At 62.4% G+C, this 12,268-nt stretch carries 18 protein-coding genes; 9 read left to right on the plus strand and 9 right to left on the minus strand.

The features are described from left to right. Positions 1-305: 305 nt before the first annotated feature. From IFS44_RS18085 to IFS44_RS18105, 5 genes are all read left to right on the plus strand, one after another. Complete coding sequence (locus IFS44_RS18085; protein ID WP_342366484.1) at positions 306-734, plus strand: DUF2946 family protein; 429 nt, start codon at positions 306-308, stop codon at positions 732-734. Positions 735-914: 180 nt separating this feature from the next. Next, the gene (locus IFS44_RS18090) at positions 915-1,607 is read left to right on the plus strand and encodes a superoxide dismutase (RefSeq protein WP_192099514.1); all 693 of its coding nucleotides are present in this window, start codon (positions 915-917) and stop codon (positions 1,605-1,607) included. Between the two features lie 21 nt (positions 1,608-1,628). Further along, positions 1,629-2,105: a copper chaperone PCu(A)C gene (locus IFS44_RS18095; RefSeq protein WP_192099515.1), complete on the plus strand. Its 477-nt coding sequence runs from the start codon at positions 1,629-1,631 to the stop codon at positions 2,103-2,105. Next, positions 2,105-2,725 (plus strand): SCO family protein, encoded by a 621-nt coding sequence (locus tag IFS44_RS18100; RefSeq protein ID WP_192099516.1) that lies wholly within the window; start codon positions 2,105-2,107, stop codon positions 2,723-2,725. The genes IFS44_RS18095 and IFS44_RS18100 overlap by 1 nt, the downstream gene beginning before the upstream one ends. 10 nt (positions 2,726-2,735) lie before the next feature. Beyond that, positions 2,736-3,155, plus strand: a complete 420-nt coding sequence (locus tag IFS44_RS18105; protein WP_192099517.1) for a copper uptake system-associated protein — start codon at positions 2,736-2,738, stop codon at positions 3,153-3,155. Between the two features lie 54 nt (positions 3,156-3,209). On the opposite strand, the gene IFS44_RS18110 is transcribed toward IFS44_RS18105, so the two are convergent. Further along, positions 3,210-3,623 (minus strand): MerR family transcriptional regulator, encoded by a 414-nt coding sequence (locus IFS44_RS18110; RefSeq protein WP_192099518.1) that lies wholly within the window; start codon positions 3,621-3,623, stop codon positions 3,210-3,212. 73 nt (positions 3,624-3,696) lie between these two features. Here IFS44_RS18110 and IFS44_RS18115 point away from each other — a divergent pair, with 73 nt between their 5' ends. Then, positions 3,697-4,458: a glutaredoxin family protein gene (locus tag IFS44_RS18115; protein WP_244650422.1), complete on the plus strand. Its 762-nt coding sequence runs from the start codon at positions 3,697-3,699 to the stop codon at positions 4,456-4,458. A gap of 68 nt (positions 4,459-4,526) precedes the next feature. On the opposite strand, the gene IFS44_RS18120 is transcribed toward IFS44_RS18115, so the two are convergent. Further along, a complete protein-coding gene (locus IFS44_RS18120) occupies positions 4,527-4,865 on the minus strand; it encodes an STN domain-containing protein (protein ID WP_192099519.1) in 339 nt (112 codons plus the stop codon). Between the two features lie 145 nt (positions 4,866-5,010). Between IFS44_RS18120 and IFS44_RS18125 the strand changes: the two genes are divergently transcribed. Next, positions 5,011-6,270 (plus strand): DJ-1/PfpI family protein, encoded by a 1,260-nt coding sequence (locus tag IFS44_RS18125; RefSeq protein ID WP_192099520.1) that lies wholly within the window; start codon positions 5,011-5,013, stop codon positions 6,268-6,270. A 13-nt stretch (positions 6,271-6,283) separates the two neighbouring features. On the opposite strand, the gene IFS44_RS22385 is transcribed toward IFS44_RS18125, so the two are convergent. Together IFS44_RS22385 and IFS44_RS22390 are read right to left on the minus strand one after the other, a co-directional pair. Further along, a complete protein-coding gene (locus tag IFS44_RS22385; RefSeq protein ID WP_342366485.1) occupies positions 6,284-6,604 on the minus strand; it encodes a helix-turn-helix domain-containing protein in 321 nt (106 codons plus the stop codon). Positions 6,605-6,606: 2 nt separating this feature from the next. Beyond that, positions 6,607-7,386, minus strand: a complete 780-nt coding sequence (locus tag IFS44_RS22390) for a GlxA family transcriptional regulator (RefSeq protein WP_244647510.1) — start codon at positions 7,384-7,386, stop codon at positions 6,607-6,609. A 27-nt stretch (positions 7,387-7,413) separates the two neighbouring features. On the opposite strand from IFS44_RS22390, the gene IFS44_RS18135 reads away from it, so the two are divergent. Beyond that, entirely contained in the window at positions 7,414-7,887 is a 474-nt protein-coding gene (locus IFS44_RS18135) for a cysteine hydrolase family protein (RefSeq protein WP_244647520.1), read from the plus strand. 59 nt (positions 7,888-7,946) lie between these two features. On the opposite strand, the gene IFS44_RS18140 is transcribed toward IFS44_RS18135, so the two are convergent. The 4 genes from IFS44_RS18140 to IFS44_RS18155 all read right to left on the minus strand — a co-directional run bounded on the left by IFS44_RS18140 (position 7,947) and on the right by IFS44_RS18155 (position 10,585). Then, positions 7,947-8,804, minus strand: coding sequence for an SDR family oxidoreductase (locus tag IFS44_RS18140; protein ID WP_192099521.1), 858 nt, complete (start codon positions 8,802-8,804; stop codon positions 7,947-7,949). A 74-nt stretch (positions 8,805-8,878) separates the two neighbouring features. Further along, the gene (locus IFS44_RS18145) at positions 8,879-9,439 is read right to left on the minus strand and encodes a cytochrome b (RefSeq protein WP_192099522.1); all 561 of its coding nucleotides are present in this window, start codon (positions 9,437-9,439) and stop codon (positions 8,879-8,881) included. A gap of 38 nt (positions 9,440-9,477) precedes the next feature. Then, positions 9,478-9,813: an STN domain-containing protein gene (locus IFS44_RS18150; protein WP_192071794.1), complete on the minus strand. Its 336-nt coding sequence runs from the start codon at positions 9,811-9,813 to the stop codon at positions 9,478-9,480. Positions 9,814-9,877: 64 nt separating this feature from the next. After that, complete coding sequence (locus IFS44_RS18155; protein ID WP_192071795.1) at positions 9,878-10,585, minus strand: DJ-1/PfpI family protein; 708 nt, start codon at positions 10,583-10,585, stop codon at positions 9,878-9,880. Between the two features lie 165 nt (positions 10,586-10,750). Here IFS44_RS18155 and IFS44_RS18160 point away from each other — a divergent pair, with 165 nt between their 5' ends. Next, positions 10,751-11,731, plus strand: a complete 981-nt coding sequence (locus tag IFS44_RS18160) for a GlxA family transcriptional regulator (protein WP_192003462.1) — start codon at positions 10,751-10,753, stop codon at positions 11,729-11,731. Positions 11,732-11,897: 166 nt separating this feature from the next. On the opposite strand, the gene IFS44_RS18165 is transcribed toward IFS44_RS18160, so the two are convergent. After that, complete coding sequence (locus tag IFS44_RS18165; RefSeq protein ID WP_192003461.1) at positions 11,898-12,224, minus strand: YnfA family protein; 327 nt, start codon at positions 12,222-12,224, stop codon at positions 11,898-11,900. Between the last annotated feature and the right edge of the window lie 44 nt (positions 12,225-12,268).

The raw sequence follows: 12,268 nt of genomic DNA on the forward strand, positions 1-12,268 counted from the left end.
GGCCTGCTGGCACCCGCCGCCAGTGCGGAAAGGGGTTGCTTGAAGTCGAGCGGATCGATGCGGTCGCCGACATGGGATACCGCAAGGTCGAAGACGTCCGGGCGTGCGAGGCGCCGGCATCACACCGTACATCCCCCGCCCGCACCGCGGCACCGTAATCGCACTTCGGATCGTATCGTCATAACCACCTCGGCCGGGGCTGAACCCAGCACCTGTCCACCGCGTGGACTAATGACGGAAACCCTCGTGTCACTAGGGCACAATGCCCAAGTGACACAGCTTCCTGATCACGATAGCTCTCCGTCGTGCCCGCGATCCGCCGCCTCCTTGCTCAACGTCATCTTGCCGTGCTGCTATGTGTCGCTGTGCTGCTGTTGAAGCTGCTCGTTCCGACCGGGTACATGATCGCGAACGACCGCGGTGCGATCACCATAGTTACTTGCTCGGGCATGACGACCGAAGCGATGGCGATGCCCGGAATGGGCGACGACATGGCTACGATGAAGGCAGCGATGCCCGACCACGCGCCGTCTACCGATCACGGCAAGACCGAGATGCCCTGCGCCTATGCCGGTCTTTCCGCACAGATCCTCGGCGCCGTCGATCCCGTCATCCTGTTGGCCGCCCTCGCCATCGTCGCCGCGTCGGCCTTGCTGACAGCGCCCGGGGCGACGCTGCAACCACATCCGTATCTGCGCCCACCGCTGCGTGGACCACCGCTCTCGCTGAACTGACGATCGTCCGCTCACCGGCATGGCCGGATGCAGCGGCACTGTCACCGTGCACCCGGCACATGACCGGGTGTGCGTGCAGCCTCGTCACGTCGATCGACTGACCGGGAGGCGCCGACGCCATGTCGGCAACCGGCCCCCCGCGCACGATCGACGGAGCCTTTCGCGAGAAGGAGATCATCAATGTTTCGCAGCCTGTTCTTCGGGGCGATCGCCCTGTGCGCGCCGGTGCCGTCGTTCGCGCAAGTCGCGCCGGCACCGTTCTCGCTTCCCGCCCTCCCCTATGCCGCCGACGCGCTCGATCCTGCGATCGACGCTCAGACGATGACGATCCACCACGACAAGCATCATCAGGCCTATGTCGATGCGCTCAACAAGGCCGTGTCGGCCGATCCGTCGCTTGCCGGCCGATCGCTGGAGGCGTTGGTGGCGAAGGCCGGTACCCTCCCCCCGGTCGTCCGCGACAACGCCGGCGGTCATTGGAACCACCGCTTCTTCTGGGAGACGATGGCGCCCGCCGCACGGACCGGGCAGCCCTCCGCCGAGCTCGCAGCCGCGATCGACCACCAGTTCGGTTCGCTCGCTGCGTTCGAGGTCGCTTTCAGGGGGGCCGGTACGAAGCGGTTCGGTTCGGGCTGGGTCTGGCTCGTGGTGAAGTCGGATGGCACGCTCGCCATCACCTCCACCGCCAACCAGGATAATCCGCTGATGGATGTCGCCGAGGTGAAGGGCATTCCGGTGCTGGGCAACGACGTGTGGGAACACGCCTATTACCTCAAATACCAGAACCGCCGCGCCGACTATCTCGATGGCTGGTGGCGGGTGGTGAATTGGAAGGCGGTTTCGGACCGCTTCGCCGCTGCGCGTGCGCGCTGACCCCCTATAAAAGGAATTAGAATGACCTATCGCATCGCGCTGGCGCTCGTCGCCACGCTCGCCGCCCCTGCCCTAGCGCAGGACGTCCGCAAGGGCTCGCTCACCATCTCGCAGCCCTGGTCGCGGGCTACGTCGCCCCGTGCCACGGTAGGGGCGGGCTTCCTGACGATCCGCAACGCCGGAGCGCGAGGAGACCGGCTTATTTCCGCCACGTCGCCGCGCGCGGAACGCGTCGAGATCCACACCATGTCGATGGACGGCGGGGTCATGCGGATGCGCCAGCTCGTCGATGGTCTCGCAGTGCCGGCAGGCGGCACTGCGACGCTCGCACCGAGCGGCAATCACATCATGCTGATCGGCCTGAAGTCTCCCCTCAAGGCAGGCGAACGGGTTCCGGCGACGCTGCGTTTCGCACGGGCGGGAACAGTGACCGTGCAGTTCGTCATCGGCGGGGCGGGGGACTCAGCGCCGGCCGCGCAGCGTGGGGGGCACAAGTGATGTCGGATCCACGCACGCGCGGTCTGCTGCGCGGTACCGCTCTGGCAACCGCCCTCACGCTCGGGCTGGTCGTGACCGTCACGGGATGTTCGCGCCAACCCAATGCCTCCGGCAATAGCGCCACGACATCGCAACGCGCGGGACCGGGCGGGTCGTTCACACTGGTCGACACCAAGGGGAAGACGGTCACCAACGAAACGCTCAAGGGCAAGCCCTACGCGATCTTCTTCGGCTTCACGCGTTGCCCGGATGTGTGCCCGACGACGATGGCGCGCATGGAACTGCTCCGCAAGCGGATCGGGACCGGCGCGGACAAGATGAACGTCGTGTTCGTCTCGGTCGATCCCGAGCACGACAAGAAGGAGGACATCGCCAGCTTCCTCTCGATGTTCGATGCGCCGGTGATCGGTCTGACCGGAGACCCAGCCGAGCTGAAGCGGATGGAGAAGTCGTTCAAGATCTATGTCGAACGTGTGCCGCTGCCGAACGGCGATTACACGATCGACCACACGGCAAGGATACTCCTGTTCGATCGTGACGGGCAATTCGTCGACACGATGGACGCGAAGGAACCGGAGGCTCAGGCGGTTGCCAGACTGAAGCGGCTGATCGATGCGTAGATTCTTGGGAATGGCGAGCGCTTTTGCGCTCGCCGGCTGCGGCATTCCGAACACGGTCGTCGACAGGGGACGCATCGCCCAGGCAACCGAAGCGCACTTCGGGAGTGCGCGGTTTCCGATCGAGCTTGGTCCGGTCGTCATAAGCGGCGATCACGCGATCGCGGACTGGACCCAAGGCGACTTTGGCGGTCGGGCCTTGTTCGAGCGGGGAACGTACGGTTGGATGCTGGTGCTCTGCAGCGGTGACTCCATCAGGCGGGCGGAGAATCTGAAGCGCGCCGGCGTGCCCGACTTCAACGCCGGCTGGATCGCTGACCAGCTTGCCAAGGCGGAAGCCGAACTGCCTCCCGAGCACCTGGCTCGCATGAAGCGCTTCGTAGGCACGGCGCAGGACCACGAAAACTATCTGAAGACACTCGAGGGGAAGTGATATCCGGATCGAGCTCAGCTCTACCTTACGATCTTGCGGAAGGTTTCACGGCTTTCATCCTCCGGCGTGATCGAACGAGGTCAGGATCGGGCACGGTCCGGCGGAACCGCTGGCGCATTCGCGTGCTAGCCGTCGAAGCGAGTCCCGTGCCTTTTTCAGCGCCTCGATCTGCAAGCCCAGCGCAACGAGCCGCTCCTTCGCGAGCGCCCGGACCCTTGCCCGATCCTCGGTGGCATCGAGCGCCAGCAGTTCGCCGATCTGCTCAAGCGTGAAACCGGCTGCCTGCGCGGAACGGATGAACCGAAGCCTACGAACATCGTCGTTGTCATAGCGCCGGATACTCCCCGACTGGCCGCACCCGTCCGGTCGAGCCGGCGTCTCGAGAAGGCCACGCCGTTGATAGTAGCGCACCGTCTCGACGCCCACATCGGCCGCGCGCGCCAGCCCGGCAATGGACAATCCAGGCATCCCTTGACTCCGTACCATGGTACGGACCCTATATAGGTGACAGTTCAATGATGCTACACGAAGGCCACTGCAAATGACGTTGATCGGCGAACCCCGCCAAGCCGTTCTCTACCGCATGGTGATGGACCAGCACGTGTGTCCCTATGGCTTGAAGGCGAAGGACCTGCTGCGCCGAGAGGGCTACGCCGTGGAGGATCGCTGGTTGCGCACGCGCGCCGATACCGATGCGTTCAAGGCGCAATACGGTGTGAGGACGACGCCGCAGACCTTCATCGGCGGTGAACGGGTCGGTGGATACGACGATCTGCGCCGACATCTCGGCAAGACCGTCGCCGATCCCAAGGCGACCACCTACCGGCCCGTAGCGGCATTGTTCGCCATCACCGCGTCGATGGCTCTGGCTGTCAGCCACGCGGTATATGCCACGCCGTTCACGCTGCAGGCTGCGGCGTGGTTCATCGGGTTCAGCATGACGGTACTGGCCTTGTTGAAGCTCCAGAACATCGAGAGCTTCGCTACGATGTTCCTCAACTACGACCTGCTGGCGAAGCGCTGGGTGCCGTATTCGTACGTCTATCCGTTCGCCGAAGGACTGGCGGGCGTACTGATGATCGCAGGGGTGTTGACCTGGCTGTCGGTGCCGATCGCGCTGGTCATCGGTACGGTCGGCGCGGTGTCCGTGGTCAAAGCCGTATATATCGACCGACGTGATCTCAAGTGCGCGTGTGTCGGCGGATCAAGCAACGTTCCGCTCGGCTTCCTGTCGCTGACCGAGAACCTGATGATGATCGCGATGGCGGCGTGGATGGGGCTTTCGGTTCACCCAACGCTGTGATCGGCATCCTCGAAAGCATGACCGGGCTGGGAATGAGCCCGGATCAATGCTCCTTTCGGCGTTGACGTTCAGTTGCGGGGAACGCGGACGATTTCGAATCCGCCCTTGATCGATCGCATCTGCAATCCCGTACCGTCCAGCATGGCCTGCAACGCCTGTTGAGGCACCATGGTGCCGACGACCGGCTTTGAGCGCTTGCCCTTGGCCAGCTTCGTGCCGGAAATCGGGCACCTGGTCGTGAGGCGCAGCTGGTTGATCGCCCGGTCCAGTCGATCACCCGGGATGGCGATGGCGACCGGTTCATTCCGGCAGTCATACTGCAGACCCTGAGCGCTGACGTTGGCGCCAATGCCGGTCACCATCACAGCCAATGTTGGAATTACCAGTCGGGCGATGGAGGTACGCATTCGCTTGATCCTTATGTATGCGAGATGGCCGTCGCGGGCCGCATGCCGTGACGGCAATCCTCTCTAACGGACTGTCATTTCAGTCCTATGAACAGGTAGGTGCCTCGTTGACCCGATGTACCGCTACCGAGCGCATACGCTCGGCTTGTACGACACCAATTTTGAGAACCAAGTGCCCGATGGCGCAAAACCAGTGATCCAAGTCCTTTACGCCACCGTTTCGTCGGCAGACAGATCGTCGCATAGGTGGCAATCAGGAATCCCCATGCAAGACTTCAATCGACGGACAGCGCTCATCTCCGCAGCCGTGACACTAGGTGGGCTCGCACTCGCTGGCAGGGCCGCGACCGCCGGACAGGCCGCCAAGACATCCTCGCTCTTCGACGCCTCCAAGAACCCAAATCCGGAGAGAATAGCGCCGTACAAACCAAGGTTCGGTCGCTCGAAGCCTCTCGTCGCCATCGTCGGCTTGAACGAGGGCACGATCATCAGCGATTTCTGCATTCCGTTCGGCGTAATGGCACGCTCGGGCGTGGCCGACGTCGTATCGGTGTCGGTGACCCCTGGTCCGGTGAAGATGCAGCCGCTCACCTTCCAGCTGCAGACGACCGTGGACGAATTCGACAAGAGCCATCCCGAGGGCGCTGATTACATCTTCGTTCCGGCCGTCGAAAACGACAGTGATGCGGGCCTGCTGCGGTGGATCAAGGCGCAGGCCGGCAAGGGCTGCACCGTGATCAGCATCTGCTACGGTGCCATGGCGGTCGCCAACACCGGCCTGTTCGACGGCCACCGGGCGACCTCGCACTACAGCAACGAAGAGATGCGGGTACGGCGTTTTCCGAACGTGAATTGGCAGAAGAACATCCGCTACGTCGCTGACGGCAAAGTGGTCTCCAGTGCCGGCGTCAGTGCCTCGATGCCGACCTCGATCGCGCTCGTCGAGGCTATCGCCGGTCCCGCCAAGGCCGCCCAGGTCGCACGCGACGTCGGCATCGACGGCTGGAGTTCGAAGCATGACAGCGACGCGTTCCAGTCCGATCCGGGTAATGCGGACATGCCGGCACGCGATGCGAAGCCCGACGTCAAGCTCGGCATCCCGGTAAAGACGGGAGACGACGAGATCGCGCTGGCGTTGACCGCGGAATCCTACAGCCGGACGGGGAACACGATGGCCTACGCCGTCGCGGCAAGCGGAGCTCCCATGCGACTTGCACACGGGCTGGTCCTCCTGCCCGATCTGGTGGCGGGAGGCCCCACGAAAGTCGATCGCACCCTTGCCCCGCTCGAAGCGCATGAAGCCACTCGCGCGCTGGACATCGCGCTGGCCGACATCACTAAGACCTACGGTCCGAAGGCCGCGCGTCATGTCGCCCTGTTCATGGAATATCCCGGACCGAAGTAATCCCGGGCACCATTCAGGTCGTCGGCCGATCCCCGCTCGCGAACCGTCGTCGGTAACCGGATGGGGAGAGGCCGACGATCCGATTGAAGACCTTACGGAACGCGCTCGGATCCGTGTAGCCGACCTCCCAGCCGATCTGATCGATCGCAAGCCCGGTATCACGCAGCTTCGCTCTCGCGATCGATATCCGCAAGCGCTGCCAATAGTCCGTCGTCGTGTGGCCGGTCGCCTTCTGGAAGCGCCGCAGGAACGTCCGGTCCTCCAGTCCCGCCTGCGCCGCTAGCGTCGGGACGTCGACGATCCTGCCCTCACTGCCGTGCAGGAACTCCTGCACTTTCAGGATCGCATCGTCCTTGTGACCGAAGTGCGGGCAGAAGCCGCTGTAGTAGCTCTGCGGCCCGGCGGATCGATCAGAAAGCTGCGCGCCACCTCGATCATCACGGCATCACCGAGAAACCGGTCGATGATCGTCAGGCATAGATCCGCCCACGCCATGACACCGCCAGCGGTCATGATGTCACCGTCGTCGATGACGATCCGATCCGTGTCGAGCTTCGTCTGAGGAAAGCGGGCGCGGAAGCGATCCTCATAGGCCCAGTGCGTCGTTACGGTACGACCGTTGAGGAGACCCGTTTCGCCAAGCAGGAACGCGCCCAAGCATACCGAGGTCAGTACGGCGCCGTCCGCGTGCCGTTCTTGCAACCAACGCGTCACGACCGGCTCCGTATCGTCGGCCCGGCCGTCCAGTGCGGGGGGAAGGATGCAGATGGATGGAGTCGTGGCATGAGAAGCCGAGGAATAGACCCGTGTCAGCGTACCCCTGGCGCCCATGGCAGCCCAATGGCTCACGACCAACGTATCACCAGACGCTGGATCCGACCTCGCCGCCGCGCGATCGGCGGCGATCAGCAAGTCGGTCATGCCAAGGACCGCCGCCAGCTGTGCGCCCGAGTACATCACGATGGCAATCTCGATCATGTCGCAATCAACCCGGTCTTTATCGTCACTGCCACTGATAAACTCGCGTGCCGACCGATAGAAGGGTTCGATTCTAAAAGGAGCAAGGTAATGGAAAAGCGCGCCCTCATCGTGGTCGATCTTTAGAACGAGTATCAAGCCGACGGTAAGTTACCACTGGAGAACCTGGACCAGGCCATCGGGAATGCGAAGCGCGTCCTCACTGCCGCGCGGGACCGTCAGGACCAGATCGTCCACTTCCGCCACGAGACCCCAGGTTCCGCAGATGCACCGTTCGCGGCCGGCACGAACGGTACGGATATCATTGCTGCCATGGCACCCGTCGATGGCGAGACCATTCTGTCCAAGCATTACCCAAATTCCTTCCGCGACACCGGACTGAAGGACATCCTGGAAAAGGCGGGCGTCACGGACGTAGTGATCGTCGGCGCGATGAGCCACATGTGCATCGATGCCACCGCGCGCGCCGCATTCGATTTCGGCTACGGTGTGACAGTTGTCGGCGACGCCTGCGCCACGCGCGCGCTGGCCAGCGATGGCGTGGACGTCCCGGCCCAACAGGTCCACGCGGCATTCATGGCTGCGCTTGCCTTCGCCTATGCGGAGGTCGTGCCAACATCGGTGTTGCTTGCCGACTGACTTGCGGATGGAGGGGGCATCCAAACTGACGCCCCCCAATTCGCCGGCTTGTCGCCTTCCTAAATGCCCATGTCGGTTAGCCACTGCTCCACGCTGCGCGGGCATAGGCCGAGTTGCTCCTGCGCGCTGGTGCCGGCAGCCATCACGTTATCAGGCATTTGCAGCAGCGTGGTATAGAAGCCCGCGATGTTCACGGCAGCAGGACCGATCAACGGTTCGAGCTGCGCGCCGAATGCTTCGGGAGACAGCGCCTCGAACCGTATCTCGCGAGCAAGATGCGTTGAGAACGCATGGGCCAGTTCCGGTCCTGTCAGACCTGGAATATGGCCGATGCCGACTATGCCAGTCACGGAATGGTCGGTCAGCAACCGTTCCGCCGCGATTGCCACATCGAGGTGTGAACTCCACGACACGGCGAAGTCTTCGCGCATCGGGTAGGGCAGCACGCCTTCCGACTTCACCGGCCCGATGACCATCGGCAGCAGCAGGTTTTCCAGATACTGGCGCGGCGCGATGACGGCATGAGACACGCCGCTGTCGGCGACGCCGCGGAGCAGCGTTGCGATAGCACTGTCTGCGGATGCCTGCAGTACGCTTTCGGGCTGATCAACGATCGCGCCGCTGGTTGAGATCACAACGCGCTTCGGCCGGGCGACGCCTATGGCCTCGACAATGTTGTTCGCCTGTTCCAGCCGCGCGGATTCTGCCGCCTGCGGCAGATGTACGAACACGCCGTCCGCATCGGTGTAAGCGGCGATCAGCGACTTGGTCGAACCGTTGTCCACGGTGATGGCAGGCCTGTCTTGCGCGCTGGCGGGGCCGCGCACCGCAGCAAGCGCAGCGCGATTGGATGCGAGAAGCTGCTTGTAGAGGGGCGCGCCCTGCGCTCCGGTCGCGCCATGGATGATGTAGGACATGCGGTGCTCCTTCTCGATGACGCCGGCTTATCTGCCGACACGGATGAGTTTGATGATTTCGGCTCCGGCGCAGCCTATAACATTCGCGGCAGGACATCGCTTCCCGCGCGTGTGTCGAAATACCGGTGCTTCACGACACCAGCGACATGCAGCCCGATCAAGGCCAGAAGCGTGTAGGCCATGACTCGGTGCAGCCACTGGAAAACCGCGAAGTGGGCGTCGTCCTTGGGCAACAACTCCGCAACGGGAATGCCGAAGAAGGTGACCCCGTCACTATGGCTGTAGCTGCTTGACATAGCGTAGCCCATCAACGGCACTGCCACGAGCAGCACGTACATGGCGGTATGGGCCAAGGTCGACAGCCGCTGTTCCCAGATGGCAATCGCGGCATCGGGTGGCGGCAGCGCAGTTCGCAATCGGATCGCGATCTGGGTGACGATGAGGCCGAAGACCAGCAGCCCGAACGACTTGTGGGTCGGATAGAACGTGCCGTATTTTGACGGAACCGTATCGTCGAGCCGGGTCATCCACCACCCTGCACCGAGCAACCCGATAACCAGCAGCGCACGGCTCCAGTGCAGCAGTCGCAAAACAAGGGGATAGCGCGAAACTTCTCGCCCCGAAGTGGTCACCATCAGTGGCCCATCGTTCCGGAACGAGACGCCACCCACGGTTACTTGCTCACCGAAAAGCCGCCGTGGATCATCCGGCCTCTGAGCGGCGTATTCCGCAACATGCGGACCAGTGCCTGTTCAGGCGTCAACCGCCCCTTGATCAGCACGGTCTTCATGCTGCGCGTCGAGCGGCCTCTTACCCGATCCGTGTCGATCGAAACCGGGCAACGGGTGACACTGGTGAATTTGGCCAACGCCTTGTCCAACGGCATCGACGCGATCGCGATCGGAATCCTGTCATTCTGACAGTCGTAGAAGCTGGCGTCCTGCGCCTTGCCGGCATGTGGCAGTAGCGCGACGAACCCAATTGCGATCGGAAGAAGGAACTTGGACATGAAATCATCCTTTGACTGAAGCAGGACTTGCCGATGGTATGACCCGTCAGGACGGGTCGCCTCCTCAGCGGCGGTACTGAGCGATGATCGGTCCGATCATCCCTCGGGCGGCGTCTCGCATCTGCGATGAAGCAGCATCCACGGTGCCTGTGCGGAACGGAGGGTGCGGGTCATACTCGATCGCGAACTCCGCTAGTTCGCCTGCTTCGCGTCCAAACGCGTCTGCCGCAACCAGCAGCGCCACCTCGAAGCTACCGATGCCGGGGCCAGCGGTATAGAGATTGCCGTCGACCGCGGCCCCCGAGCCGGACGCCAGCACCTTGGCTGCGCCAAGGTCCTCGAGAAGCCGTTCGGCGGCAAAGTTGCTTGCGACCGTCCGGCCCTCGATTAACCCGGCCGCACCCAGTAGCGCGACGCCATTGCAGACGCCGATGACATATCGCGCGCTTTCAGCCGCCTTCCGGGTGAAAGCGATGACGTCTGGATCATTCTGGACTTCGGGCGGGTTCATACCAACCGCAAAGACGTCCAGCGGAGGGCACGTCTCGAAGGTGGCCGTAGGCACGGTCGGCCATGACCGAAAGCCTTCGACCACGTCATAGTTCTTCCAGATAAAGTGGATCTGCGATCCCGGCATCATCGCCAGCACGGTCTGCACACCGATGATGTCCATCGGCACGAAGCCGGGTCCGATCAGGATACCAACGTGGAACGGCGGAACGCCTTCGGGCGCGAGCGAGGCGAGCATGCCATCGTAGGAGGTGATCTTCATGGCTGATTCCGTCACACGTGTCAGTTGGCAACGAGCGCACTACCGCCCCGTCACGGATGGCTGTAGGGCATTAATCCCTCAATTTCGGCCATAGGTCGCTTTTGCCGATGCGTCCGGAAGCAACTTGCCTAGGAGGTGAGTTGGCTTGGTTCATGAGGAGGTACGATGTCAGCGCCGTTCGCTTTCTACCTGTGCGAAGGCTTTCAACTTCTGGATCTGGCCGGGCCAACGGCGGCTCTGACTGCGGCAAACCGTTTGCTTGGTGCAGAGTATTACCGGATCGAACTCATCTCCAAAGACGGCGATACTGTTTTGGGTGATGCGGGGCTCAGCCTGGCGGCACGTCTCGCGGGGTCGTCCCCGGTCGAGACGGTCGTGGTGGTGGGGGGCATGATCGAACCGATGCTGGAACCTGACAACATTGCAGGTATTCAGCGTGCATCTGCCGAAGCCTCGAGCATCGCAAGCATTTGCACCGGTGCGTTCCTACTTGCCGCTGCGGGCTATCTGGACGGCAAACGAGCGACAACGCACTGGCAGTTCGCGCAAAGACTGCAGGATCGATATCCTAGAGTGACGGTCGATGCAGACCGGATTTTCATCAACGATGGTGCGATCTGGACGTCAGCGGGCATGACCGCTGGTATTGACTTGATGCTGGCACGCATTGAAGTCGATCACGGCGCAGAAATAGCCAAATCGGTATCACGCGAGCTCGTCGTGTATCACCGGCGACCAGGTGGACAATCGCAGTACGCGGCAATCTCCCAGATGGAGCCGCGGACCGACCGCATCCGCAAGGCGCTAACCTACGCACGCGACCACCTCTCAGAACCGTTATCAGTCGATCGGCTTGCTGAGGCTTCCTGCCTTAGTGTTCGTCAATTCACTCGCCTGTTTCGGAAGGAGACGGGTGAATCACCTGCACGTGCGATCGAACGTCTGCGCTGCGAAGCCGCACGCATCCGTCTCCGCGACGGGAATGAACCGGTCGGAACCGTCGCGCTGCTTGTCGGGTTCGCAGATGCGGAGCGCATGCGGTGCGCATTCCTACGCAACTTTGGTCATCCGCCGCAGACGCAGCGTCGGCTTGACCAGCCATTTGCAGTAAACGTTAGTGGCCTTACCTGCTGGCCTCCAGCATAACGGTGCTGACACATCAGATCCTGTAATTCCTCATCTTCGTTGCTATTTCTCATTCGGGAAGCGCTAGCAGCAATAGATCTTGGGACCGTCGCGCGGAGGTGGCGGGGCCTTGTGCCTGTCCCATCTGGGCGGCTTGGTTGACCCTCTCAGTCGGGAATGCAGACCGCTAAGCGCGGTGGGGTCCAAAGAAGATTACGCCGGCACCTAGAATGCAGAGTGCCGTGCCAACCAAATCCCAGCGGTCAGGCCTGACACCTTCCGCTCCCCAGAGCCATAAAACTGCAAAGGTGATGTAGATGCCGCCATAGGCGGCATAGGAACGTCCCGCAGCAGCGCTATCAACGCGGGTCAGAAGATAGGCAAAAATCACCAACGAGAGGCAGCCGGGAATAAGCCAGAACGGTGACTTCGACATGCGAAGCCACGCCCAAAAGGCGAAGCAACCGGCAATTTCCGCGATAGCTGCACCGCCGTAGATAAAGATCGAGAGCATTTTTAAAGCCTAGCAACCCGGCGCGATGATGTCAGTAAGGTTTT

The sequence above is a fragment of the Sphingomonas sp. CFBP 13706 genome (assembly GCF_014842355.1).
Taxonomy (GTDB): domain Bacteria; phylum Pseudomonadota; class Alphaproteobacteria; order Sphingomonadales; family Sphingomonadaceae; genus Sphingomonas; species Sphingomonas aerolata.